Origin of the sequence: uncultured Tateyamaria sp. (assembly GCF_947488715.1) — a bacterium.
GTDB lineage: Bacteria > Pseudomonadota > Alphaproteobacteria > Rhodobacterales > Rhodobacteraceae > Tateyamaria.
Genome location: NZ_CANLAG010000007.1, coordinates 207,254 through 230,383, shown reverse-complemented (window position 1 = coordinate 230,383; position 23,130 = coordinate 207,254). Strand labels below are relative to the sequence as shown.

Here is a 23,130-nt window from a genome sequence, read left to right as displayed (position 1 = left end):
TGGCGCGGTTGACGGGGCTCGAACCCGCGACCCCCGGCGTGACAGGCCGGTACTCTAACCAACTGAGCTACAACCGCGCATTTGCCTTTCGGCGTGCCCATTTCTCCGGGACCAGAGAGCAGCAGTGGCGCGGTTGACGGGGCTCGAACCCGCGACCCCCGGCGTGACAGGCCGGTACTCTAACCAACTGAGCTACAACCGCCCGCTGCGTTTCGCGGGTTTATGGCGCGACTTTGGCGGCGTCAAGCAGGCTTTGCGCGGTTTTGCAAATAATTGGGCCCGTGGCACCCATGCGCCCCCTTGCCAGTCCGGGTCGCAAAGGCAATCCTCGACCAAGGTGCAAGGGGGCAACACGCCATGACAGACGCAGAACAAGCTTTTGAGGCCGCCCGCGCCGAAATCCTCCGCGTCCGCGCGGCGGGGGAAGATCATCTGGATTTAAAGGCTGACACTTACAACGCCTTGACCACCCTGCCGACCGAGATCGCGATGCTGGACAGCGTGACTTACATCGAACTGGACGACACCCAGATCACTGACCTGTCGCCCCTGGAAAGCTTGCAAGGTCTCACTCGCCTCGACCTGATAAGCACACCAGTCACAGACATCGCACTGCTCGCTCGGCTGGCAAACTTGACGGAGCTCAACCTCGACAACACAAACGTCACAGACATCACATCGCTGGCCGGGCTGGCAAACCTGACGAGGCTCTACCTCGGCTACACACCAGTCACAGACATCACACCGCTCGCTGCGCTGGCAAACCTGAGGGCGCTCGACCTCAGCAACACGCCAGTCACAGATATCGCGCCCCTCGCTGGGTTGGCAAACTTGGCGACGCTCTACCTCAGCGGCACACACGTCACAGATATCGCGCCCCTCGCTGGGTTGGCAAACTTGGCGACGCTCTACCTCAGTGACACACACGTCACAGATATCGCGCCCCTCGCTGGGCTGGCAAACCTGAAGATGCTCCACTTCAGCGGCACACACGTCACAGATATCGCGCCCCTCGCTGGGCTAGCAAACCTGAAGATGCTCTACCTCAGCGACACACCAGTCACAGACGTCGCACCCCTCGCTGAGCTGGCAAACCTGACGATCCTCGACCTCAGCAACACACAAATCACAAACATTGCGCCTCTTGCCGCTCTGTCCGACCTAATCGAACTAAGCATAAAAGGTTCACACGTACAAGATCTGCGCCCCTTGATCGGGCTTGAGCGTTTGGGGGAAGAAGCGGCACTTGGACTTTTGTACGAAAGCACCCCCGCAAGCCGCGCGACACCGGAACTGACCCGTCTGTCCCACGTCGAAGACGACGACCACGCCAAATGCTACCGCGACACGCGCGAATATCTGCTGACTCTGCCGCCCTACCCTGAACCACTGCCGTGGGAGGTGTCTGAGGACAAACCGGACATCCCCGCAAACCGAACCGCCCCGTTGCAGGTTGTCGAGGTCGATGGCGTTTTGCACCGTGCCTCACCCGGCGACGGACTGCCCACAGACGCCTCGGACCTTGCCCGCCAGGGGTGGCAGGCCTTGCGCGAATTCCTTGAGGACCTTGAGGACCAGCGCGTGCGCATCGGAAACGCGATGCCGCCGCTTGAACGGGCGCTGACCCGTTTGGACACGGCATTGACCGGCGACTATGCCGAGATGAACGCCGTCGCCATCGGCACGCACGGCAACCGCGTCATCCGACAGGCGGGCCTGTCAGATGAGGTGCTGGACGCAACCGATGCCGCCGACATACAGGAATTCGCCGCCGCACTTGCCCTGTTTCTCGAACGGTTCTCCGACTGGCGCACCTACCGCGACAGAGCGCTGGACCACCCCGTGTCCGCCGAGGATGCGCTGGACGCCGCAAAAGAGATCGAGGATGTCCTCCGTGACCTGACAGACACGCCAGAAGTGGCGCCGGACATTCCCCAGAACCTGAACGACCAGATCGCGGATGTGCGCGAGGCCCCGGATGACCCGATCCCGTCCACGGGTCTCATCGCGTCGTTCAGCAACGTGGCCGCGGGCCTATTGGGCCGGATTGTCCCGATCTGGAAAGCCTGTGCGGCAGAACTCAAAGACATCGGCGGTCAGTCATGGGGCATCGCGAAAAAAGGGATCGCCGCAACACTGGGCGGGTCAGCCGTGCCGCTTGTCTTGCTGGGTCTGGACCTCTTGGTGACAAAGGGCGCGACATTCGCCTCACTGGCCGCGAAATTCCCGACCCAGCTTGGCTGGCTGCAAAAACTGCTGCAAGCGCTGGGGTTGCTCTAACAGACGGGTCACTTCTCCGGCAGCGGAATGAACTCATCCTCATCACCGGGGGGCAACTGGAACCGGCCATGCGCCCAGTCGCCTGCGCGCCACGCCTCCTTGGCCGCCTCGATCCGCTCTTTGGAGGAGGCCACGAAATTCCACCAGATGTGCCGCGATCCTTCCAGCGTCGCCCCGCCCAGCATCATCAGCCGCGCGCCCTGCGCGCCCGCCTGCAACGACATCGCATCTCCCGGACGGAACACCATCATCTGACCCGCATCATAAGTCTCGCCCGCGACCGTCACCGACCCATCGACCACATAGACACCCCGGTCCTCATGGTTGTCGGGCAGCGGGATACGCGCCCCAGCCTCAAGGACCGCGTCGGCATAGAACATCTCGGAGAACGTCTCCACCGGGGCCTTCTCGCCCCAGGCATCGCCAAGGATCAGCCGCACCTCTTTGCCCTCGCCCTCCAGAAACGGCAGCGTGTCCTTGGGCGCGTGCTGGAAATCTGCCGGATTGTCCTCGGCATCCTTGGGCAGCGCCACCCATGTCTGAATACCAAAATGGTTGTGCGGGTTCTTGCGGATCTCGCCATCCGTACGCTCGGAATGGGTGATGCCGTGACCCGCCACCATCCAGTTCACCGCCCCCGGTTCGATCCACTGATCGGTGCCAAGGGAATCGCGGTGGTGGATCTTGCCCTTGTAAAGATAGGTCACCGTGGCCAGCCCGATATGCGGGTGCGGGCGCACGTCGATGCCCTTGCCAGTCACGAATTCCGCAGGCCCCATCTGGTCAAAGAAAATGAACGGCCCCACCATCTGCCGCTTGGGCGCCGGCAGCGCGCGGCGCACCTCGAACCCGCCCAGGTCCCGCGCACGCGGCACAATCACAGTTTCGATGGCATCTACGGCGTCGCCTTTGGGGCAATCCGGATCCAGCGCGGGATTCCAGCTCATGTGTCAGCACTCCGTTCAGGTTGTACCCGCCAAGATAGCGCAAGCGCACATGCACACAACACTTATGAGCACAGACCTTCCGTGCGCGCACGCGCAAATCGCGTCAGCGCCCATGCGCCGGGTGATGCGAAAAACTGTCATTTGCATCCCCCGCGCAATCTGCGATGAAACTAGAAACTGGCCCCTCGCCGGACTGAAATCGATTTTGCAAAGGAACATCACATGACCTCACCCAAACCAAATGTGGGCGCGCAGATCGAACCGATGACCTTCCCGTGTCTCGGACCAACAGGGGACATCGCAATTGGTCAGGCAAAGGATCGCTGGACCATGCTGTTTGTCTATCGCGGGAAACACTGCCCGCGCTGCAAGCGGTTCCTGAACAAATTGAATGCAGCCTTGCCAGCCTGGACGGACGTCATGGACGTTGTTGTCGTCTCATCAGACACACAGGAAAAGGCCGAGGCCGATTTGGCGGAATTCGGTTGGGACTTTGACCTGTGTTACGGGATGACCGAAGCGCAGATGCGCGCGCTGGGGCTTTATGTGTCTTCGCCGTTGTCAGAGGCTGAAACCACGGGCCTGTTCGCCGAACCGGGGGCCTTTGCCATTCGCCCCAACGGGACGTTGATGCTTGTTGATATCTCGAACGGTCCCGCGGCGCGCCCTGATCTCGAAGAGCTCTTGGATGGTATGAAATTCAACATCGAGAATGACCGCCCCGAACGCGGCACGGCTTGACAACGGGCACCCCGCCCTATCAAAGTCACTCGAAATAGTTCGGATGCGTTTCGTGGATAAAGGCGATTGTCTCATCCAACCGGGACAGATGCTTGCGCATGGAACTTTGCGCCTGCTCAAGACGGCCCGAAGCCATGCCCGCCGCAATCTCGCGGTGCTCTGCCAGAATGGCCTCGGCTTCGCTGCCTTTCTCAAGGCTGAGCAGGCACAACCGATCAACCTTCTGCTTACATTCGAGCATAACCTCGAACGCCAAAGGATGGCCGCCCAGCACATAAATCAGCTTGTGAAAATCGTAGTCGAGCGCGTGAAACGCTGGCAAATCGCCGTCGCGCACCGCCTGTTCCTGCAAAGCCAGGTTTTCGGCCAACTTCGCCTCGCGCGTTGCGTCCCATACCTGGATTGCGCGGTTCACGACCTCAAGTTCCACCGCCATCCGCACCAGACGCGCAAGCTCGATCCGCTCCATTGAGAAGCCGCGCACTTCGGTCGCCTTCTGAGGTCGAATGACCAACAACTCGTCTGTTCCCAGCCGCGTAAAGGCGTTTCGAACAGGCTGCCGAGAGACCCCAAAACGCCGCGCAACTTCCGTCTCGGACAGCTTCGTTCCCGGAAGAATTTCGAGCGAAACAATCTCGTCATGCAGTTTTTCGTAGACCGCGTCGGTTGTGGTGCGTCTTACAATATCTTCCACGGTTTCTCGCCCAAGTCATTTTCCAATTGTCGACCGTCGCCTCATCAATGCTACGCTAAGGCAATGAAAAAAATCAACTTTTCCCAATATCTATCGCATATAGACGAGCAAAGTGCTTACCGCAAGAAAGGCGCTGACACGGGTTATGTCAAGCCGGACCAACAGTCAAAAGCTGCTTGTTGACAAAACTTGGATACTAGTCTCCTTATTGAGAAAGCAGCGATTCCGGCTTGGGGGAGAAAGGTGCCGCAAGGCGCATTCCCCCCCTGTAAGTTTTACCGCCAGATGCTGTCGGAGAAACATAAGGGAGGAGAACCTATGACATTTACAAAATCGCTTTTTGCGACCGCAACTGCGATCGCTTTGGTGGCGGGTACAGCATCCGCTGACAACTGGCGCGCCTGGAACATCCACAACGACGGCCACCCAAACACCGCCGCAATGGACAAGTTCGCAGAGCTGGTTGACGCGGCCACAGGTGGCGAAATCACCGTCGACGTGTTCCATGGTGGCGTTCTGGGTTCGCAACCCGACGCGCTCGAGCAAGTGCGCATCGGCGCCATCGAGGTCGGCAACTTCAACCTCGGTCCCATCGGTCCGATGGTAAAAGAAGCCAACCTGGTGTCGCTGCCTTTCATCTTCAAAAGCGTGCCGCACATGTTCCGGGTTCTGGAAGGTGAAGCAGGCCAGACCGTTGCCGCCGCCATGGGCGACGCTGGGGTTTTGCCGCTGGCATGGTTTGACGCCGGTGCGCGCTCTTTCTACAGCCAAAAGCCGATCAACACCCCTGCGGACGTTGAAGGCCTGAAAATCCGGGTGATGAACAACGACCTCTACACCTCGATGATTTCGGCCATGGGCGGCAACCCGTCACCGATGGCATTCTCCGAAGTGCAGCAGGCGCTGAAGACCGGTGTTGTGGATGGCGCGGAAAACAACTTCCCATCGTTCAAGAACGTCGGCCACTACGAGGTGACAACGCACTACTCGCTGTCCGAGCACCTGATCATTCCTGAATGCATCTGCGTGAACACCGCGAAATTCAACGCGCTGTCCACCGAAATGCAGGACGCCGTGCGCGGCGCTGCTCAAGAGGCGGCACTGGTCCAGCGTGAGCTGTGGGCCGTAGGGTCCGAGCAGGCACGCAAAGACGTTGAAGCGGCAGGTATCGCGGTGAACGAAATTGCGGACAAGGCACCGTTCCAATCCGCCATGGACAGCGTTTATGCCGACTACCTGGCAGCAAACCCTGACATGAAGGCACTGGTCGAGATGGCCCAAGCCACCGAGTAATCGGCGGACATGCCATAATACCAGAGCGCCCGGCTCCTTCAGGATGCCGGGCGCTTTGTTTCAGTGGAGGCTTTATGCGCGACCCAAAATCACCACCCGGTTTTCTCAAGCCGATGGACAGAACGCTGGATTTTCTGTCCCGTGTCTGCGTCTTGCTGGCCGGCATCGCCATTGTCATCATGACTGTGATCTTCGCCTGGCTGGTGTTTGGTCGCTACGTTCTGAATGACACCCCCACTTGGGTCGAACAGGTCTCGCTTCTTCTGGTGATGGTGATTGCCTTTCTCGGCGCAGCCGCTGGCGTTCACAACCATACGCACCTGTCTGTCGTTGTGTTCCGCAACATGGTGCCTTCGTCCGTGCGCACCGTCTTTGTCGTTATCTCTGACATCCTGATGGCCGGGTTTGGCGGCATGATGTTCTGGTACGGGCTCGAATTGACCAAATTCAAATGGAACACGCTGATCCCGCTTATCCAGTGGTCAGAGGGCCTGCGCTCTTTGCCCCTGACCATCAGCGGCGTGTTGCTGTTTCTGTTTTCCACCGGCCACCTTGTCCGCCTGTTTTTGGGCCGTGACGAACGCCAAGACAATATAGATCAGGGTTAGTCATGGGACTTATGGTGCTTCTTGGGGTGTTTGCCCTGTGCGTCGTGATCGGCGCGCCTGTTGCTTATGCGCTTGGCATTTCTGCGCTGGCTGCGTTCTGGTTCGAAGGCTTGCCGCTGTTCGTCGGATTCCAGCGTATCGTGTCGGGGATCAACGTCTTTTCCCTGATGGCGATCCCGTTCTTTATTTTCGCCGGAGAGCTGATGTTCCACGGCGGCATCGCCATCCGGCTGGTCAAGTTCGCCCAAGCGGCCGTCGGGGCTGTGCGCGGTGGCCTCGGCATCGTGAATGTATTTTCGTCGATGTTGTTCGGGGGCATTTCCGGGTCCGCCATTGCCGACATCTCGGCCCTTGGGTCGATCCTGATCCCGGTGATGAAAGACAAGGGATATGACGCAGATTACGCGGTGAACGTCACCGTGACGTCCTCCATCGCGGGGATCATCATCCCGCCAAGCCACAACATGATCATCTTTGCCCTCGCAACCGGCGGCGCCGTGTCGATTTCCAAACTGTTTCTGGCAGGCGTTGTGCCGGGCGTGCTCATGTGCTGCTGCCTTGCGCTTGCGGCCTATGTGGTGGCCGTCAAACGCGGGTACAAGGCCGAACAGTTCCCCGGCTGGACCGCACTTGCCATCGCCTTTGTCGGCTCCATTCCCGGCCTTTTGACGGCTGTGATCATTGTGGGCGGCGTCTTGTCCGGCGTCTTCACGGTCACTGAATCGGGCGCCTTTGGTGCGATGTATGCCTTTATCGTGACGCTCATCGTCTACCGCAGCCTGTCCTGGGAGGCGTTCAAAACCGCCGTGATCTCTTCGGTGCGCACAACGTCGATGGTGATGATCCTGATCGCCTGCGCGGGCGCATTTGCCTACATGCTGACGTTCAACCGCGTGCCAACCAAAACGGTCGAATTCCTGCTTGGCATCACCGAAAACCCGATCCTCATCCTGTTGATGATCAACGCAGTACTGCTGCTGTTGGGCATGATCATGGACATGGCCGCACTGATCCTGATCTGCACACCGATCTTCCTTCCTGTGATGAACATGCTGGGCATCGACCCCGTGCAATTTGGCATGATCCTGTTGGTGAACCTTGGCCTGGGCCTCTGCACGCCCCCAGTTGGCACCTGTCTCTTTGTCGGCTGTGCGGTCGGAAAGCTTCCGATGGAAAAGGCGGTCAAGACGATCTGGCCCTTCTACCTCGCGATATTCTCGGCACTCATGTTGATCACATTCATACCGGCGATCTCACTGACGCTGCCAAATCTGATCATCGGACCATAGGAGAACGTGATGCTTACGTTGCAACGGTTGGACATTGACGACGCGAACAGAATGATCGCGGGCGCACGCGCCAAGGCCGTCGAAATCGGTGTGCCCATGTGCATCGCGGTCACGGACGAAAGCGGCAACCTGATCGCGTTTGAACGCATGGACGGTGGCAAGATCACCAGCATCCAACTCGCCATCGACAAGAGCTTTACCGCCTGCGGTATCCGAAAAGGGACCGATGCGCTGGGTGCTGTCAATCAACCCGGCGAACCGGCACACGGCATTTCCTCAACACTCGGCGGGCGCATGGTGACAGTTGCCGGTGGCCTGCCGGTATTTCACCAAGGCGAGGTGGTCGGTGGCATTGGCGTCAGCTCAGGCTCACCTGCACAAGATCACGTCGTGGCACAGGCCGGCGCCGAGGCCTTCACCTAACCCCATGGAACGGCCAGACCTTCAAAGGAGAATGACATGACCAAACCCACAATCGGCTTTATCGGACTTGGCCTAATGGGCGGTAACATGGCCGAATGCCTGCAAAACAACGGGTTTGACCTGGTCGTTATGGGACGCAACAAAGAGGCGGTTGCCGCCACCGTCAGTCGTGGTGCTGTTGAGGTTGCGACCCCAAAGGCGCTGGCCGAGGCAAGCGATATCGTGATGCTTTGCGTCACCACATCCGACGTTGTCGAGGCACTGGTCTACGGCGACGATGGCATCCTCGCAGGCATCAAGGATGGTGCTGTCGTCATCGACTTTGGCACCTCGATCCCCGCGTCCACCCGCAAGATCGGCGCTGATCTGGCCGCCAAGGGTGCGGGCATGCTGGATGCACCTCTGGGGCGCACACCCGCGCATGCCAAGGACGGTTTGCTCAACATCATGGCCGCAGGCGAGATGGAGACATACGACAAGGTGAAACCGGTCCTCGACGTCCTGGGCGAGAATGTTTTCCACTTGGGCGCACTTGGCGCTGGACATGTCACTAAACTGATCAACAATTTCATGGGCATGACAACCGCCTGCACGATGAGCCAGGCCTTTGCCGTGGCCGAACGCGCCGGCATCGACAAGCAACAGCTCTTTGACATCATGTCAGCGGGACCGTCCAATTCGCCCTTCATGCAATTTTGCAAAAACTACGCGGTGGACGGTGTCAGCGATCTGGGTTTTTCCATCGCCAACGCCAGCAAAGACATCAGTTACTTCGTCCAGATGACCGAAGACATGGGCACACGGGCACAAATTGCCGAAGGCACCGACGCCAACCTCAAAGCCGCATTGGCGGCCGGGATGGGCGATGGAAACGTCCCGGAAATCTTTGATCTGTTCGTGAAGCAGTCGCGCTAGGGTGATCGACTGAGTCAAACATCCAGTCGTCACGGATACGCCCGAAATAAAGCAGGATATCGAATACAGCATTCAGGGATGGTGGATCGCGCAAGGCTCAAACTCCCGACGCAGAGTGGCCGCGCAGCGGACGCGCGTACGTCGGGCTACCCGCTCAGCACAACGGGGCAAGATCAAACAATCAGGAGGGCGGTGGTGGGTCGTGAGAGGCTCGAACTCCAGACGCAGAGTGGCCGCGCAGCGGATGCGCGTACGTCGGGCAACCCGCTCAGCGCAACGGAGGAACATCAAACATTCAGGTGGGCGATGGTGGGTCGTGAGAGGCTCGAACTCCCGACATCTTCGGTGTAAACGAAGCGCTCTACCAACTGAGCTAACGACCCGATGTCGCCGTATTAGCCAAGGCGCGCGGAGGCTTCAAGCCCCTTCCGACAGACATGTTTGGATCCCGCCAGATACCGCATAAACAACGCCCTGCCCCCCCGGCAGATCGGCGAACGCACCGGGCTCCAACCCCAACGCGTGACAGCGCAGCATCCGTGACGTGATCCCATGCGTGACCAGAACCGCAGGGCCGCGCAAGGTCGCCAGAAACGCACCTGTCCGCACATAAAGCGCCTCTAATCCTTCGCCGCCCGGCGCTTCGTCGTACCAGGTCAGATCGCCGTGATGATCGAACAACTGCGGCCTTTGCAACGCAATCTCGGCGCGCCGCACACCCGTCCAGGCCCCCATTGTGATCTCGGACAGGCGCGGATCAGTGGACACGTCGCGCCCAGGCAGTGCAATCTCTGCCGTGGCGCGCGCGCGGCCTTGCGGGCTAGACCACAGCGCCCAACCGTCCAGATTCAGACCCGCCAGCAACCGACCCTGCGCCTCAGCCTGCGCACGCCCGGTGTCGGTCAACGGACTGTCCATCTCGCCCTGCATACGGCCCTCGCGGTTCCACTCGGTCTCGCCATGGCGCAGGATCAAAAGGTCGGGGTAGGTCATGGCCTTCGCTACTGCGACAGGCGGGCTCGGACAAGGGGCAACATGTTTTCGCGCACCGCGCGCACTGCGGGCGCGTGGCGCGTGCGCGGATGGGTCAGGCACCACAAGGGACGCGTGCGCACCTCTGTTCCCGCACGGCGCCCTGCGGCCAAACATGCAGGCACCCAACCGCGCCCCAATCCTGCGACAACCGCCGCAACCACCGCCGACTGATCCGACACCCGCAGCCCCACAGATCCCGCTTCGGCCTCTGTCCACTGGGCCTGCGGCACATGCGCCATCTCTGGAATGTACCCGATCCACTGCGCACCCGACCCAGCCACGACAAAATCCACATCACACAGCTTGCGCGCAATGACGTCTCCGCCCGCCTCCGGACGGGCAAGGCGCAGGGCCACATCCGCCTCGCCATGCAACAGGTTGAAACTCTCATGCGCCCCAATCACCGACACGGAGACATCAGGGGCCAAGGCGCGCCATTGCGGCAAAACCGGCACCACAGCTGCGGCAATCACCCACGGCACAGACGTCAGACGCACAGCACCGCGCGGGCCAACGGTGCTTTGCCTGGTGGCCGCAACCTGTGCAGCGGCATCGGCCATGGCCTGTGCATGGCGCATGACCACAGCCCCCTCATCCGTCACGCCCCCGGCCGCACCACGCCACAACACCTGACCCAACACCCGTTCCAACCGGTGCACATGACGCGCCACTGTCGTCTCGTGCTGGCCCAACGCACGCGCCGCCGCGGCAAAGCTGCCCTCTTCCACAACCGCGCGAAACACCCGCACGTCGTCCCATGCCGCTTCCTGCATTTTTGCAATGTCCTCCTGCACGTCCGCCAATGGCATTCGAATTTGCGCAGGCCTACCCTGACCCACCACAACAGGAGATCGCAATGCCTTACCTTATTCTGTTCGAAGATGCCCCCGACCACGATCACATACGCCGCGCGCATATGTCCGAGCACCTGGCGTTCTTGTCAGAAAACGCGCGTCACATCAGTTGCGCCGGGCCTCTGTTCGACGGTGACGTGGGTGCTGGCGGGGCGTGGCTGGTGTCGACCGAAACCGCAGACGCGGCGCAGGCGCTTGTGGAAGCCGATCCATTTTGGCCAACGGGCCTGCGGAAATCTGTGCGGATCTTGCGCTGGCACCATGTTTTTGCAGATGGTCAGCCAACCCAGTGACGCTGTGCCCAGCTCACTGCCCGGCTGAATTTATTCGGCGTATCCGCCAATCAACCAGCTACAAAACAATCAAACGCCGCACCTGACCAGGCCAACGCTAAACAACGGACGTAGAAGGAGAATGGTGGGTGATAAGAGATTCGAACTCCTGACATCTTCGATGTGAACGAAGCGCTCTACCACTGAGCTAATCACCCTAAAGCCCGCGCGTCTTAGCCAAGTGCGCGGGCGCTGGCAATAGGGCCAGAAGAAAAACCTATTCCGCAGCCGCAGCTGTGGTGTCAGCAACGGCCTCAACGCCATCCATGTCCTTGGCATCGGGCTGCGATTCCAGCGGCGGCAGGTCTTCGGACTGGCGGATTTTGGCAATCATCATCTTGCCTGTCGGCAGTTTCTTTTCGCGGTTGATCTTCACCTTGCCCAGCGGTTGCAGGTTCAGCTCACGACCATCTTGCAGGGCCGACCCCAGAACCGAAAGCATGGCTTCGACCACCGGCTTGACGTCTTTCTTCTTCATGCCGGACTTGGCGACCACTGCGTCGACCAATTCCTTCTTGCGCATCATTGGCCCGGAAACGACCGGTTGGGGCGTCTCGACAACAACGGGCGCCGCCGCTGTTGTGGTCGCCGTCTTGGTCACAGAGGACTTGGGTGCTACCTTGGGCTTGGTTGTGCGGGTCGACGTGGTCTTGGTGGATGTCTTGGTTGTGCGGGTCGCCATTCTGGGCCTCATTATATGTGTTACTGCCTGCCACGCTCATATCCTGAAACCTCACAGATTTCCATATAAACGGAACAAATGGAGGTATTTAACCTGCATTGTGGCGCAAGCATCAACAATTCAGAGCCGCACTACCAAATACACCGAACCATAAAAAAGGCGCGCAAACAAATGTCTGCGCGCCCTTCTTCATCTCAAACAAGGATCAGTGCGCGACAGCAGCCGCCCCTGTATCTCGCGCCGCGGCTGCCGCAGCGGCTGCCGCTTCTTCCGCGGCCTCGTCCCATTCGATCGCATCCGGCACAGCCGTCAACGCGCGTTCCAGAACTTCGGTCACATGCGTCACAGGAATGATCTCGAGACCTTCCTTCACGTTGTCCGGAATGTCCGCGAGGTCCTTGGCGTTTTCCTCGGGGATCAACACCGTCTTGATGCCCCCCCGCAGCGCCGCCAACAGCTTCTCTTTGAGGCCACCAATCGGCATCGCGTTGCCGCGCAACGACACCTCACCCGTCATGGCGATGTCCTTGCGCACCGGAATACCGGTTAACACAGACACAATCGACGTCACCATCGCCAGACCGGCAGACGGCCCATCCTTGGGTGTTGCGCCATCCGGCACGTGCACGTGGATGTCGATCGTATCGAATTTCGGCGGTTTCACACCGATCTCCGGGCTGATCGAACGCACGTAAGACGAGGCCGCGTCGATCGACTCCTTCATGACGTCACCCAGCTTGCCGGTGGTCTTCATCCGACCCTTGCCCGGCAGCTTGAGCGCCTCGATGTGCAGCAGATCACCACCCACCGACGTCCAGGCCAGACCGGTGACAACACCCACCTGATCGTTCTGTTCGGCCAGACCGTAGCGATGCTTGCGCACACCCAGGAAATCGTCGAGGTTTTCAGGGGTTACAACAACCTCTTCAACCTCTTTCTTGATGATCTTGGTCAGCGATTTACGCGCCACCTTGGCAATCTCACGCTCAAGGTTCCGAACGCCAGCCTCACGGGTGTAGTACCGGATGATATCCGCCAGTCCCTCATCGGTCAGCTCGAATTCCTTACCCTTCAGGCCGTGGTTCTTGACCTGCTTGGCAATCAAATGCTGCTTGGCAATCTCGCGCTTTTCATCCTCGGTGTAGCCCGCCAGCGGAATGATCTCCATCCGGTCCAGCAGCGGCCCAGGCATGTTATAGCTGTTGGACGTGGTCAGGAACATCACGTTCGACAGGTCGTATTCCACCTCAAGATAGTGGTCCACAAACGTGCCGTTCTGTTCCGGGTCCAACACCTCGAGCATGGCCGACGCCGGATCTCCGCGGAAATCCTGTCCCATCTTGTCGATCTCATCGAGCAGGATCAGCGGGTTGGTCGTCTTGGCCTTTTTCAGCGCCTGAATGATCTTGCCGGGCATCGAACCAATATAGGTCCGACGGTGACCGCGAATTTCGCTTTCGTCACGCACACCGCCCAACGAGATGCGAATAAACTCGCGCCCCGTGGCTTTTGCGACCGACTTGCCGAGGCTGGTTTTACCCACACCCGGAGGACCGACCAAGCACATGATCGGACCTTTCATCTTCTTTGAGCGTTGCTGCACAGCGAGGTACTCAACGATCCGCTCCTTGACCTTCTCAAGGCCATAGTGATCGTCATCCAACACCTTCTGCGCGCGGCCCAGATCCTTTTTCACGCGGGATTTCACGCCCCACGGGATCGCCAGAATCCAGTCCAGGTAGTTGCGCACAACCGTGGCTTCGGCGCTCATGGGCGACATGTTCTTGAGCTTCTTCAGCTCCGCTTCGGCCTTTTCACGTGCCTCTTTCGACAGCTTGGTGGCCGCTATTTTCTCTTCAAGTTCAGCAACTTCGTTCTTGCCGTCCTCGCCATCGCCCAGCTCTTGCTGGATCGCCTTCATCTGCTCGTTGAGGTAATATTCGCGCTGCGTCCGCTCCATCTGGGACTTCACGCGCGTTTTGATCTTTTTCTCGACCTGCAGCACCGACAACTCGCCCTGCATCAGGCCGTACACTTTCTCAAGCCGCTCGCTCACGCTCAGCGTCTCAAGCAGGTCCTGCTTTTGATCCACTTCGATGCCCAGATGCCCCGCCACCAGATCAGCCAGCTTGGCAGGCTCCGTGGTCTCGCCAACCGCGGTCAGCGCCTCTTCGGGAATGTTCTTCTTGACCTTGGCGTAACGCTCAAACTCTTCGCCCACCGACCGCAACAGGGCCTCTGTGGTGGCCATATCACCCGGCATTTCGGTCAGATACTCGGCGCGGGCCTCGAAAAAGTTGTCGTTTTCCAGATAATCAGTGATGCGCACACGTGCCTGCCCCTCGACCAGCACTTTGACCGTGCCATCGGGAAGTTTCAGCAATTGCAACACATTGGCCAGCACGCCAGCCTTGTAAATGCCGGAGGTATCAGGGTCGTCAATCGACGGGTCCACCTGGCTCGACAGCAAAATCTGCTTGTCATCCGCCATCACCTCTTCGAGGGCGCGGACCGATTTGTCACGGCCCACAAACAGCGGCACGATCATGTGGGGAAACACCACGATATCGCGCAACGGCAGCACCGGGTACGAGGCGTTGAGAGGCTCTTGCATGCTCTTATCCTTGTCATTGGCAAGACAGTGCGGTCCCGCATTGCGGCAACCATGGACTGTCTCCTCGGGTTCGGACTGCTTGATCTGTGTGCGCAGCCTCTTGGTTTCAAGGTGTATCCTGACGCGCTCACGACAAGGGTGCAATGGGATGCAGCAAACTGTCCCCAGATTTTTACCACACGTGCCTGTGCCAGCGGCACTTGGCGGCACAATATGCAGCCCCCCGCGTCAAAGTGCGGCACTCCGCGCGCCCAGACAGAATTTCACACGCTCAAGGCCAATCCACACACCAATTCAATCGCCGGGGACGGTGGGCGGGGCGTCGTGGGTCGCGCATGCGGCACACGCGCGCCGGTCCCGGCGCTAGACCAGCGTGGCCACAGCCAAAAGTGACACGGCAAACCAGGACACGGATATCACTGCAAATTTCATTTCATCCCCTCCCCAGGGCAGGTTTCGACTGTTCCTAACGCACAGGCCGTACGCACGCGACGGAGGTATTCCTGACCCCGCCCGCCCGTTCACAGCCGCATATCCACGTTTTGCGACCGCGCCGCGGCCAGATCGGCCACCGCCTGCGCCCGCAGCGCATCGGCCAGGGCCGCCACCTGCCGGTCCGCCGCCGATGGCTCCGCAGGGGCCAGGGCCGCCGATTTCACAACTTCCATCTTGGAAATGGTCGCACCCGGATCCCCGTCCACGGGCGACACATCAATGGACACCGCACCGCCAACAGCATATTGCCGCCCATCGGGTCCCGTCTGATAGCTATAGGTCGGCGCGCCCGCATACTGACCGCCCACCGCCGCATGCGCCTGCTCATGGCGCCGCACTTCGGCATCACGCGCCCGCAATTCCTTGACAACCGCCTGTTCCGGCGCGGTCAATCCGCTGGCATCAGTCTCTTCATCCGGGCGCGCAACAGCATCACCCGCGCCCAGCCCCGCCTCACCAGACACCGCGCCACGCGCCGACGCACCACGTTCGGGCGCACGCACCACATCCGCGCGCGCGGACCCAGCACGCTCCGCAACACCGGGATCCGCCTGCGCCGCCACACGGTCCGCAACATCCCGCTGCCGCTGCTGGATCAGCGCCGCCACAGCAGTCCAATCCGCCCCTTGTCCAAAGTCGATCGCATCCATAACCCCCGACCTTGCCCATAGCGGGTTAAGGTCAGGTTACGAAAACAGGCCACCGGCGCCGATCAAAGCCGTTCGATATCCCCATCCGCGCGCCCCGCATGGAACGCCGCCTGCCACGCATCAAACGTGCCCGCCGCAATTGCCGCCCGCATGCCTGCCATGATCTCTTGGTAATAATGCAGGTTGTGCCAGGTCAGCAGCATCCCCGAAATCATCTCCTGCGCTCGGAACACATGGTGCAGATAGGCCCGCGAATAATGCGCACAGGCCGGACAGCGACAGTCTTCGTCCAAGGGGCGCGGATCATCCGCATGACGCGCGTTCTTGATGTTGACCACACCGCGCCGCGTGAACACCTGACCGGTGCGCCCCGACCGGCTGGGCAACACGCAATCCATCATGTCGATGCCCCGCGCCACAGCACCTACAATGTCATCGGGCTTGCCCACACCCATCAGGTATCGCGGCTTGTCCACGGGCAATTGCTCCGGCGCATAGTCGAGACAGCCGAACATCGCCTCCTGCCCCTCGCCCACGGCCAGACCGCCCACGGCATAGCCCTCAAATCCGATCTCTTTCAGCGCCTCGGCACTTTGGCCGCGCAGGTCTTCTTCCAACCCGCCTTGCTGGATACCAAACAGCGCGTGGCCGGGCCGGTCCCCAAACGCCTCACGCGACCGCCGCGCCCAGCGCATCGACAGCTCCATCGACGCCGCAATCCGGTCCCGGTCCGCAGGCAGCGCGGGACATTCATCGAAACACATCACGATGTCCGAGCCGAGCAACCGCTGGATCTCCATCGACCGCTCGGGTGTCAGCGCATGTTTGGACCCGTCAATGTGGGATTTGAACGTCACGCCCTCCTCGGTCAGCTTGCGCAGGCCTGCAAGGCTCATCACCTGAAAGCCACCGGAATCCGTCAAAATCGGCCGGTCCCAGTTCATGAACTTGTGCAAGCCCCCCAACCGATCGATGCGCTCGGCGGTGGGGCGCAGCATCAGGTGATAGGTGTTGCCAAGCAGGATGTCGGCCCCCGTCGCGCGCACACTCTCGGGCATCATTGCCTTGACAGTGGCGGCCGTGCCCACAGGCATAAAGGCCGGCGTGCGGATCTCTCCACGCGGGGTCGAAATCACCCCGGTCCGCGCGCGGCCATCCGTGGCATTCAGATCAAAGGAAAAGCTGGTCATGCCCGCCTGCTAGAGCCGCGCGGCCCAAGGGTCAAGCCACCGCCCCTTGACGCGCAACGTCAAGGCTGCAACCAAACGGATCATGCGCATCGCCGTGATCCTCGCCGGTCTTCTCAGCATGGTGGCACTGGCCTTTGGCTGGGCGGCCAGCCTGCACCGTGCCGCCGATACCGTGGCCATGTTGCGCCCCATCCTGGGCCTGGTGATCCTGCTGGCCGCCCTTGCCGCACGCGGCCCGGCCCTGCGCCTGATGTTCATGGTGACGGGTGGGCTGTCGCTGGTCTCCGTCCTGATCTTTCTGCTGCCACAGGCCCCCGGCACCGACATGCGGCTCTATTCTAAAAACGTCTGGTTCGGCAATGAACAGACCACAGCCCTGGCAGAGGACATCACAGCCGCCCAAGTCGACGTTGTTATGTTGCAGGAACTGTCGGGCCAAAACCGGGGGATCATCGACCAACTGACACCCGATTTCCCACACCAGCACATCTGCAAGTTCTCCGAATGGTCCGCCATGGCCGTCTTGTCGAAGCACCCCTTTGCGGCACAATCGCTCTGCACCGGTCAACGCGCTCTGGCAGCGGCCCGGATAGATCTGCACGGCCAACCGGTCTGGGTCGTTTCCACCCACATCCCCTGGCCCTGGCCGTTCGAGAACGCAGATGCCGAAACCAGCACCGAGGCCCTGCTCAGCTCACTGACAGGCCCCATTGTGGTGGCCGGTGATTTCAATACCTTCCCATGGTCCGGGCGGCTCCAGCGCATCCGCAGGATCACGGACACACGGATCGCCGGTCTCACGCGCCCCACCCTCACCTACCGCCATGTGCCGCTGCCGCTGGACCATGTGCTCGCACCGGGCGGTGGGTCCGTCACCAACCGGCCCCTGCTGGGTGGCGATCACCACGGGATCGTGGCGGATGTCTCCCTCTGACAACACCCGCCACGGTTGCCCCGCGCGTCGCCACCATGCTACCTAGGGCGTTCACGACGTCGCGGGGGGATGCACCATGGACACGCTGAATTTCGGCTGGGAGGAATGGATCAGCCTGCCCGACCTCGGTCTGCCCGCGCTCAAGGCCAAGATCGACACAGGCGCGCGCACATCCGCCCTGCACGCCCACGACATCGAAGTCTTCGGCCCCGCCAAATCCCCCAAGGTGCGCTTCAACGTCCACCCGATCAGCGGCAAGGATCACGTGGCCATCACCTGCTCTGCCCCTATCCTCGACCGGCGCGAAGTGACCTCGTCCAACGGCGAGGCGGAACTGCGCTATGTGATCGAAACCACACTCGCCGTCGCAGGCCAGTCCTGGCCCATCGAGGTGACGCTCACCGACCGCTCGTCGATGACCTCACGCATGCTGCTGGGCCGTCAGGCCCTTGCCGACCACATTTCGATCACCGCCTCGGAAAAGCGCCTGCAGCCAGAGCTCAGCTACGACGTCTACCACTCCTCCGCCATGCGCAAGGTCGCCCCCGCCCGGTCCCTGCGCATCGCCGTGCTCAGCCGCGAAAACAACTACTCCACCCGCCGCCTCGTCGAAGTGGGCGAGGCCCGCGGCCACACGGTCGAGGTCATCGACACCACCCGCTGCTACATGGCCATCAACGCCATGGCGCCCGAGGTCCACTACGACGGCAAACGCCTGCCCCGCTATGACGCCGTGATCCCGCGCATCGGCGCCTCCATCACCAGCTACGGCACCGCCGTCATCCGCCAATTCGAAACCACCGGCACCTACTGCGTCAACGGCTCGGCAGGCATCACCGCCAGCCGTGACAAACTGCACGCGCACCAGATCCTCGCCTCCAAGAAAATCGGCATGCCAACCACGGCCTTTGCCGCCTCGCCCAAGGATACGGCCAACATCATGGGCCTCGTGGGCACCGCGCCCGTGATCGTCAAACTGCTGGAAAGCACCCAAGGCAAAGGCGTCGTGCTGGCCGAAACCAAAAAGGCCGCCGAAAGCGTCATCGACGCCTTCCGCGGCCTGCGCGCCAACTTCCTCGTACAGGACTTTGTCAAAGAGGCGGCAGGCGAAGACATCCGCTGCCTCGTGGTCGACGGCAAGGTGGTCGCCTCCATGAAACGCACCGGGGCCGAGGGCGATTTCCGCTCCAACCTGCACCGGGGCGGGTCAGCCACGTCCGTCCGCATCTCAAAGGAAGAGCGCGAAACCGCCGTCCGCGCCGCCCGCGTCTTTGGGCTTGGCAAGGCGGGCGTCGACCTCCTGCGCTCCGAAACCGGCCCCAAGGTGCTCGAGGTTAACTCCAGCCCCGGCTTTGAGGGTATCGAGAACGCCACCGGCAAGGACATCGTGGGCCGCGTCTACGACATGATCGAAGCCCGCGTAAAACCACGGCCCGTGCGCAAGCGGGGATAAGGGTTGGGGTCAGTTCCTAGGATTTCTAATCCGGGATTGCGCAGAAAGCGGACATGACAAAGCCGAGCGGACGGCTCATTGCGGTCTTTCGTTCCAATGGCAAAACCGCCAAAGTTTGCACTGCACCGGCAATCCGTCCAATAATGGACGCAACCTCCATTAACCCTGTTCGTTTTGCAAACGGCCAACCGGAACAAGGTGACCTGCACCTCATGAAACCGCATCAGCCGATCGTCAATCGCGGCGCACAGATGTTGCGGCAGTCTGATGTCCAGGCAGAGCGGATCATTGCCCGCCTCAGAATGGTGCTGTCAGCCGCATTGTTCTTTGGTGTGCTCGGTTTGCTCGTCAACATGGAAAGCGCCGGGCTTGGCATTCGTCAATTCGAATTGGCGTTCCTGTTGGTCGGCGCCGGCGCTTATTTCCTGATGGGGGCCGTTAACTTCTATTTTTCCCATCCGGATCGCTTCCGATTCTGGCACAGTTGGCTTTTCAATGCCTTGGAAGTGGCGTTGCTTGGGTTCCAATTGTTCATCGACGTGCGCAGTGACGGCACGCCGTCCTTGGTCGCATTGGCCAGCCCGCTGGTATTGGTGGCCACTCTGGTTCTGTGCGTTCAGGCCCTGAGGTACCGCGTAGAACTGCATATTTTCACAGCCACGTTTCTGATCGTGGTGTGCGCAAGCGTGACATTCTACAGCCCCCTTCTCGATACGCCATGGAGCGCGTCCGTGATCGAAGAAATGCGCGTCCTCTATTCGCCTCCTCCAAACGTGATGCGCATCGTCATCCTTGCCACGCTTGCGCTTGTCATTGGAACGGCTGTCTATCGATCCCGCCGACTGGTCGAACGTGTGGCCAAAGAAGTGGAAGACGCCAGCAATCTAAGACGCTTTCTGCCCAGCGAATTGGGGTCCGACCTGAGTGACGATGCTCTGCAAGAGCTCAGGGTGCCGCAGCGAAAAGAGGTCGTTGTCGCCATGATCGATCTGCGCGGCTTCACCGAGCTAAGTGACACTCTATCGGCCAACGAAGTCGCGGATATTCTATTGTGGTTCCGCAGCATGGTCCTTGACGCTGCCGAGCGGCACAACGGCGTGGTCGACAAGTTTGTTGGCGATGGGGCCATGATGATCTTTGGCCTGCATGATGACCCAACCCGCGCGTCTTTCAACGCGCTTGCCGCTTTCAACCACATCAGTGACGCGGTCGACAAAAGAAACGCCGACCGGAAAAAAGGCGATGCAGAGGTTGCAATCGCCGCTGGCTTGCACTCCGGCCCCACATTGGTCGGTGCCTTTGGCGACGACCGCCGTCTGGAATTCACCGCTTTGGGCAAGACGGTCAACATCGCATCCCGTCTCGAAGCAATCGCAAAAGAAAACGGCATGCGTCTGGTTGCATCACAAGCCGTTCTCGCAGAAAGCGACGCCTTCGCCGTCAGCTTACACAGTCTTGGACCCGTCACCGTGCGTGGGATCGCAGACCCGATACAGATCGTCGGCCTAAAGAAATAGAGATTGCATGTTTGGTCGGGCGCCAATTTTAGCGGCAGTCACGCGCCATGCCCACCGTACGTCCCGTTAACGCACCGGGGCATCCAGCCCCTTTACCCCCCGCACCCCTATCCCTATATAAACACTCAGGATCATCCACGGGGCCGACATGAACCAACCGAACGAACAGCTCGAAGGCACGCCGCTCATTGCGCCGTCCTCCACCGACCATCCCCTGCACGAGGCTGTGGTCGAGGCCTGCCGCTCGGTCTATGACCCCGAAATCCCGGTGAACATCTTTGAACTCGGCCTGATCTACACGATCGATATCAATGCCGAAAACGAAGTCCGCATCATCATGTCCCTCACCGCACCCGGCTGCCCTGTGGCCGGCGAAATGCCCGGTTGGGTCGCCGATGCCGTCGAGCCGATCCCCGGCGTCAAACAAGTGGACGTCGAACTGACCTGGGAGCCGCCTTGGGGCATGGAGATGATGTCCGACGAGGCGCGCCTCGAACTGGGCTTTATGTAACCCCAAGCGTCACAAAACCATCACGCACCCTTCGGGTATCCGTTACACGGCACAGTCAAACTGTGCGCGTCGGCGCCACCGCGATCCCCATTCCGGATGCTGACGCACCGCCCTGACACCCCGCACCGTCACAGGCGATGCCCAGGGCCGCTGCACCCCCGGCGGCCCTGTTCGCGGTGCCTCACAACCTGCGCAGCACCCACATCAACATGCGCCGACGCCGCGCCCGACGCTTGCGATTTTGCATCTGCTCTTTCATTTCTGCAAATACCGCGCGCTCCTGATCATAAATCGACAGTGTTTCCATAGAGTTGTACGGATGTTTCATAGGGTCGCCTCCTGTGCTTCACCCAACATGGCAGCTCGCAACACCCATTGTCAGAGGCCAAAACCGCACCTACTCTTGCATTTATGCAAATCACCGACTGGACAGACCTGGGCCTCTTTGCCGCCGTCGCCCGCAACGGGTCACTGGCAGCCGCCGCACGCGAAACCGGGCTCAGCCAGGCCACCCTCTCGCGCCGCATGACCGCGCTGGAACAGCGCATGGGCCGCCGCCTCTTTGTGCACGGCACCGCCGGATACACCGCCACCGCCGAGGGACGTGCCCTGCTGGACCGCGCCAAACGGATGGAGGCCGCCGCCCGCGACATCGCACACTGGACCGCCGCCCAATCCGGGCCACCACGGGTGCGCATCTCTGCGGGGACATGGACCGCCGATTACCTCGCCCGCCACCTGTCCGACTTTTGGTCCGCCAGCGCGCCGTGGACACCCGAATTTGTCAGCTGCAACAAAGAGTTGGACATCGAACGCCGCGAGGTCGACATCGGCGTGCGCAACCGCAGGCCCACCCACCCCTGGCTCGCCGGGCGGCGCACCGGAACGGTGGAACACGCGGCCTATGCCACCAGCGGCGACATCACCGGATGGATCGGACCCAGCGACGACACCGCGTCCCTGCCCTCCGAGGCCTGGACCGTCACCCACCACGGCGCAGACATGGTCGCCATGTCCAACGAACCCCAGGTGCGCATGGCGCTGGCCTGCTCGGGCACCGGGCGGGTTGTGTTGCCCACCTTTGCAGGTGACCGCGTTCCCGAACTGGTGCGCGTGTCGGACGTCATCGATGCCCTCACCGCCGAGGAATGGCTGGTCTGCCACCAGGACACCCGCCACGATCCACCGATCCGCGCCGCACTTGATGCGCTGTCATCCTGCCTGTCGCGCCCGCGCCCCTTGCAAGCCACCGGCCCAAGCCCTACTTTAACAGTCGGATAAACGAGGCTCCTCACATGTTTTCGATCCCCGGCAAACAAGCCGTCAGCATCACAGACCGTGCCGCAACGCAAATTTCCAAACTCATGGAAAAAGAGGGCCATTCCGGCCTGCGCATCGGCGTGAAAAAGGGCGGCTGCGCGGGCATGGAATACACAATGGAATATGTCGAAACCGCTGATCCGAACGACGAAGTGGTCGAACAGGATGGCGCGCGCGTTCTGATCGCGCCCATGGCGCAGATGTTCCTGTTTGGGACGGAGATCGACTATGAAACGTCGCTGCTGGAATCCGGGTTCAAGTTCAACAACCCCAACGTGGCAGACGCCTGCGGTTGCGGCGAAAGCATCTCGTTCAAGGGCGTCGACGAATTGGCCGCCGAACGCAGCAGCTGA

Annotated in this window: 23 protein-coding genes and 4 tRNA genes; 14 read left to right on the top strand and 13 right to left on the bottom strand. The window is 60.8% G+C overall.

Features of this window, described 5'->3' with window-relative positions; all coding sequences use genetic code 11:
* Together Q0936_RS16660 and Q0936_RS16655 are read right to left on the bottom strand one after the other, a co-directional pair.
* Positions 1-77, bottom strand: a tRNA-Asp gene (locus Q0936_RS16660).
* 48 nt (positions 78-125) lie between these two features.
* Positions 126-202 (bottom strand) — tRNA-Asp (locus tag Q0936_RS16655).
* Positions 203-357: 155 nt separating this feature from the next.
* On the opposite strand from Q0936_RS16655, the gene Q0936_RS16650 reads away from it, so the two are divergent.
* Positions 358-2,280, top strand: coding sequence for a leucine-rich repeat domain-containing protein (locus tag Q0936_RS16650; protein WP_299294486.1), 1,923 nt, complete (start codon positions 358-360; stop codon positions 2,278-2,280).
* Between the two features lie 8 nt (positions 2,281-2,288).
* On the opposite strand, the gene Q0936_RS16645 is transcribed toward Q0936_RS16650, so the two are convergent.
* A complete protein-coding gene (locus Q0936_RS16645) occupies positions 2,289-3,227 on the bottom strand; it encodes a pirin family protein (RefSeq protein WP_299294487.1) in 939 nt (312 codons plus the stop codon).
* 222 nt (positions 3,228-3,449) lie between these two features.
* Between Q0936_RS16645 and Q0936_RS16640 the strand changes: the two genes are divergently transcribed.
* Complete coding sequence (locus Q0936_RS16640; protein WP_299294489.1) at positions 3,450-3,968, top strand: redoxin domain-containing protein; 519 nt, start codon at positions 3,450-3,452, stop codon at positions 3,966-3,968.
* A 25-nt stretch (positions 3,969-3,993) separates the two neighbouring features.
* Here Q0936_RS16640 and Q0936_RS16635 read toward each other — a convergent pair whose 3' ends face one another.
* Complete coding sequence (locus Q0936_RS16635; protein ID WP_299145234.1) at positions 3,994-4,662, bottom strand: GntR family transcriptional regulator; 669 nt, start codon at positions 4,660-4,662, stop codon at positions 3,994-3,996.
* 318 nt (positions 4,663-4,980) lie between these two features.
* Here Q0936_RS16635 and Q0936_RS16630 point away from each other — a divergent pair, with 318 nt between their 5' ends.
* The 5 genes from Q0936_RS16630 to Q0936_RS16610 all read left to right on the top strand — a co-directional run bounded on the left by Q0936_RS16630 (position 4,981) and on the right by Q0936_RS16610 (position 9,190).
* Positions 4,981-5,955 carry a TRAP transporter substrate-binding protein gene (locus Q0936_RS16630; RefSeq protein WP_299145232.1) on the top strand — a complete coding sequence of 325 codons (975 nt, stop codon included), beginning with the start codon at positions 4,981-4,983 and terminating at the stop codon, positions 5,953-5,955.
* Between the two features lie 74 nt (positions 5,956-6,029).
* Positions 6,030-6,563: a TRAP transporter small permease gene (locus Q0936_RS16625; RefSeq protein WP_299145229.1), complete on the top strand. Its 534-nt coding sequence runs from the start codon at positions 6,030-6,032 to the stop codon at positions 6,561-6,563.
* A gap of 2 nt (positions 6,564-6,565) precedes the next feature.
* A complete protein-coding gene (locus tag Q0936_RS16620) occupies positions 6,566-7,852 on the top strand; it encodes a TRAP transporter large permease (protein WP_299145227.1) in 1,287 nt (428 codons plus the stop codon).
* Between the two features lie 9 nt (positions 7,853-7,861).
* Positions 7,862-8,275: a heme-binding protein gene (locus tag Q0936_RS16615; RefSeq protein ID WP_299294491.1), complete on the top strand. Its 414-nt coding sequence runs from the start codon at positions 7,862-7,864 to the stop codon at positions 8,273-8,275.
* A gap of 36 nt (positions 8,276-8,311) precedes the next feature.
* Entirely contained in the window at positions 8,312-9,190 is an 879-nt protein-coding gene (locus tag Q0936_RS16610; protein WP_299378259.1) for an NAD(P)-dependent oxidoreductase, read from the top strand.
* Between the two features lie 307 nt (positions 9,191-9,497).
* On the opposite strand, the gene Q0936_RS16605 is transcribed toward Q0936_RS16610, so the two are convergent.
* The 3 genes from Q0936_RS16605 to Q0936_RS16595 form a co-directional block, all read right to left on the bottom strand.
* Positions 9,498-9,573 (bottom strand) — tRNA-Val (locus Q0936_RS16605).
* A 34-nt stretch (positions 9,574-9,607) separates the two neighbouring features.
* Complete coding sequence (locus Q0936_RS16600) at positions 9,608-10,183, bottom strand: histidine phosphatase family protein (RefSeq protein WP_299296578.1); 576 nt, start codon at positions 10,181-10,183, stop codon at positions 9,608-9,610.
* Positions 10,184-10,191: 8 nt separating this feature from the next.
* Complete coding sequence (locus Q0936_RS16595; RefSeq protein ID WP_299378257.1) at positions 10,192-10,998, bottom strand: LysR family transcriptional regulator; 807 nt, start codon at positions 10,996-10,998, stop codon at positions 10,192-10,194.
* 83 nt (positions 10,999-11,081) lie between these two features.
* On the opposite strand from Q0936_RS16595, the gene Q0936_RS16590 reads away from it, so the two are divergent.
* Positions 11,082-11,372, top strand: a complete 291-nt coding sequence (locus Q0936_RS16590; RefSeq protein WP_299296582.1) for a YciI family protein — start codon at positions 11,082-11,084, stop codon at positions 11,370-11,372.
* A gap of 122 nt (positions 11,373-11,494) precedes the next feature.
* Here the strand turns inward: Q0936_RS16590 and Q0936_RS16585 are convergent.
* The 5 genes from Q0936_RS16585 to tgt form a co-directional block, all read right to left on the bottom strand.
* Positions 11,495-11,569: transfer RNA gene (locus Q0936_RS16585), tRNA-Val, on the bottom strand.
* A 59-nt stretch (positions 11,570-11,628) separates the two neighbouring features.
* The gene (locus Q0936_RS16580; RefSeq protein WP_299296584.1) at positions 11,629-12,093 is read right to left on the bottom strand and encodes an HU family DNA-binding protein; all 465 of its coding nucleotides are present in this window, start codon (positions 12,091-12,093) and stop codon (positions 11,629-11,631) included.
* 205 nt (positions 12,094-12,298) lie between these two features.
* Positions 12,299-14,707 carry an endopeptidase La gene (gene lon / locus Q0936_RS16575; RefSeq protein WP_299296587.1) on the bottom strand — a complete coding sequence of 803 codons (2,409 nt, stop codon included), beginning with the start codon at positions 14,705-14,707 and terminating at the stop codon, positions 12,299-12,301.
* A 521-nt stretch (positions 14,708-15,228) separates the two neighbouring features.
* On the bottom strand, positions 15,229-15,852 hold the full coding sequence (locus Q0936_RS16570) for a putative metalloprotease CJM1_0395 family protein (RefSeq protein ID WP_299296589.1): 624 nt from the start codon (positions 15,850-15,852) through the stop codon (positions 15,229-15,231).
* A 62-nt stretch (positions 15,853-15,914) separates the two neighbouring features.
* The gene (gene tgt, locus Q0936_RS16565) at positions 15,915-17,042 is read right to left on the bottom strand and encodes a tRNA guanosine(34) transglycosylase Tgt (protein ID WP_299296591.1); all 1,128 of its coding nucleotides are present in this window, start codon (positions 17,040-17,042) and stop codon (positions 15,915-15,917) included.
* Positions 17,043-17,088: 46 nt separating this feature from the next.
* Here tgt and Q0936_RS16560 point away from each other — a divergent pair, with 46 nt between their 5' ends.
* From Q0936_RS16560 to Q0936_RS16545, 4 genes are all read left to right on the top strand, one after another.
* Positions 17,089-17,976 carry an endonuclease/exonuclease/phosphatase family protein gene (locus tag Q0936_RS16560; protein WP_299296593.1) on the top strand — a complete coding sequence of 296 codons (888 nt, stop codon included), beginning with the start codon at positions 17,089-17,091 and terminating at the stop codon, positions 17,974-17,976.
* Between the two features lie 76 nt (positions 17,977-18,052).
* On the top strand, positions 18,053-19,429 hold the full coding sequence (gene rimK / locus Q0936_RS16555; protein ID WP_299296597.1) for a 30S ribosomal protein S6--L-glutamate ligase: 1,377 nt from the start codon (positions 18,053-18,055) through the stop codon (positions 19,427-19,429).
* Positions 19,430-19,482: 53 nt separating this feature from the next.
* Positions 19,483-20,946, top strand: a complete 1,464-nt coding sequence (locus Q0936_RS16550) for an adenylate/guanylate cyclase domain-containing protein (RefSeq protein WP_299378255.1) — start codon at positions 19,483-19,485, stop codon at positions 20,944-20,946.
* 148 nt (positions 20,947-21,094) lie between these two features.
* Positions 21,095-21,457, top strand: a complete 363-nt coding sequence (locus Q0936_RS16545) for an SUF system Fe-S cluster assembly protein (RefSeq protein ID WP_299145202.1) — start codon at positions 21,095-21,097, stop codon at positions 21,455-21,457.
* Positions 21,458-21,638: 181 nt separating this feature from the next.
* Here the strand turns inward: Q0936_RS16545 and Q0936_RS16540 are convergent, their stop codons facing one another.
* Complete coding sequence (locus Q0936_RS16540; protein WP_299298272.1) at positions 21,639-21,785, bottom strand: hypothetical protein; 147 nt, start codon at positions 21,783-21,785, stop codon at positions 21,639-21,641.
* Between the two features lie 83 nt (positions 21,786-21,868).
* Between Q0936_RS16540 and Q0936_RS16535 the strand changes: the two genes are divergently transcribed.
* Entirely contained in the window at positions 21,869-22,738 is an 870-nt protein-coding gene (locus Q0936_RS16535) for a LysR family transcriptional regulator (RefSeq protein WP_299298275.1), read from the top strand.
* A gap of 14 nt (positions 22,739-22,752) precedes the next feature.
* Complete coding sequence (locus Q0936_RS16530) at positions 22,753-23,130, top strand: iron-sulfur cluster assembly accessory protein (protein ID WP_299298278.1); 378 nt, start codon at positions 22,753-22,755, stop codon at positions 23,128-23,130.

Excerpts from the sequence above, each read along its gene's own strand:
- Q0936_RS16590 (WP_299296582.1), top strand. The coding sequence starts at position 11,082 with ATGCCTTACCTTATTCTGTTCGAAGATGCCCCCGACCACGATCACATA.
- Q0936_RS16540 (WP_299298272.1), bottom strand. The coding sequence starts at position 21,785 with ATGAAACATCCGTACAACTCTATGGAAACACTGTCGATTTATGATCAG.
- Q0936_RS16640 (WP_299294489.1), top strand. The coding sequence starts at position 3,450 with ATGACCTCACCCAAACCAAATGTGGGCGCGCAGATCGAACCGATGACC.
- lon (WP_299296587.1), bottom strand. The coding sequence starts at position 14,707 with ATGCAAGAGCCTCTCAACGCCTCGTACCCGGTGCTGCCGTTGCGCGAT.
- Q0936_RS16550 (WP_299378255.1), top strand. The coding sequence starts at position 19,483 with ATGACAAAGCCGAGCGGACGGCTCATTGCGGTCTTTCGTTCCAATGGC.
- Q0936_RS16650 (WP_299294486.1), top strand. The coding sequence starts at position 358 with ATGACAGACGCAGAACAAGCTTTTGAGGCCGCCCGCGCCGAAATCCTC.
- Q0936_RS16570 (WP_299296589.1), bottom strand. The coding sequence starts at position 15,852 with ATGGATGCGATCGACTTTGGACAAGGGGCGGATTGGACTGCTGTGGCG.
- Q0936_RS16610 (WP_299378259.1), top strand. The coding sequence starts at position 8,312 with ATGACCAAACCCACAATCGGCTTTATCGGACTTGGCCTAATGGGCGGT.
- Q0936_RS16595 (WP_299378257.1), bottom strand. The coding sequence starts at position 10,998 with ATGCAGGAAGCGGCATGGGACGACGTGCGGGTGTTTCGCGCGGTTGTG.
- rimK (WP_299296597.1), top strand. The coding sequence starts at position 18,053 with ATGGACACGCTGAATTTCGGCTGGGAGGAATGGATCAGCCTGCCCGAC.
- Q0936_RS16630 (WP_299145232.1), top strand. The coding sequence starts at position 4,981 with ATGACATTTACAAAATCGCTTTTTGCGACCGCAACTGCGATCGCTTTG.
- Q0936_RS16615 (WP_299294491.1), top strand. The coding sequence starts at position 7,862 with ATGCTTACGTTGCAACGGTTGGACATTGACGACGCGAACAGAATGATC.
- Q0936_RS16600 (WP_299296578.1), bottom strand. The coding sequence starts at position 10,183 with ATGACCTACCCCGACCTTTTGATCCTGCGCCATGGCGAGACCGAGTGG.
- Q0936_RS16645 (WP_299294487.1), bottom strand. The coding sequence starts at position 3,227 with ATGAGCTGGAATCCCGCGCTGGATCCGGATTGCCCCAAAGGCGACGCC.
- Q0936_RS16545 (WP_299145202.1), top strand. The coding sequence starts at position 21,095 with ATGAACCAACCGAACGAACAGCTCGAAGGCACGCCGCTCATTGCGCCG.
- Q0936_RS16535 (WP_299298275.1), top strand. The coding sequence starts at position 21,869 with ATGCAAATCACCGACTGGACAGACCTGGGCCTCTTTGCCGCCGTCGCC.
- tgt (WP_299296591.1), bottom strand. The coding sequence starts at position 17,042 with ATGACCAGCTTTTCCTTTGATCTGAATGCCACGGATGGCCGCGCGCGG.
- Q0936_RS16620 (WP_299145227.1), top strand. The coding sequence starts at position 6,566 with ATGGGACTTATGGTGCTTCTTGGGGTGTTTGCCCTGTGCGTCGTGATC.
- Q0936_RS16625 (WP_299145229.1), top strand. The coding sequence starts at position 6,030 with ATGCGCGACCCAAAATCACCACCCGGTTTTCTCAAGCCGATGGACAGA.
- Q0936_RS16580 (WP_299296584.1), bottom strand. The coding sequence starts at position 12,093 with ATGGCGACCCGCACAACCAAGACATCCACCAAGACCACGTCGACCCGC.
- Q0936_RS16530 (WP_299298278.1), top strand. The coding sequence starts at position 22,753 with ATGTTTTCGATCCCCGGCAAACAAGCCGTCAGCATCACAGACCGTGCC.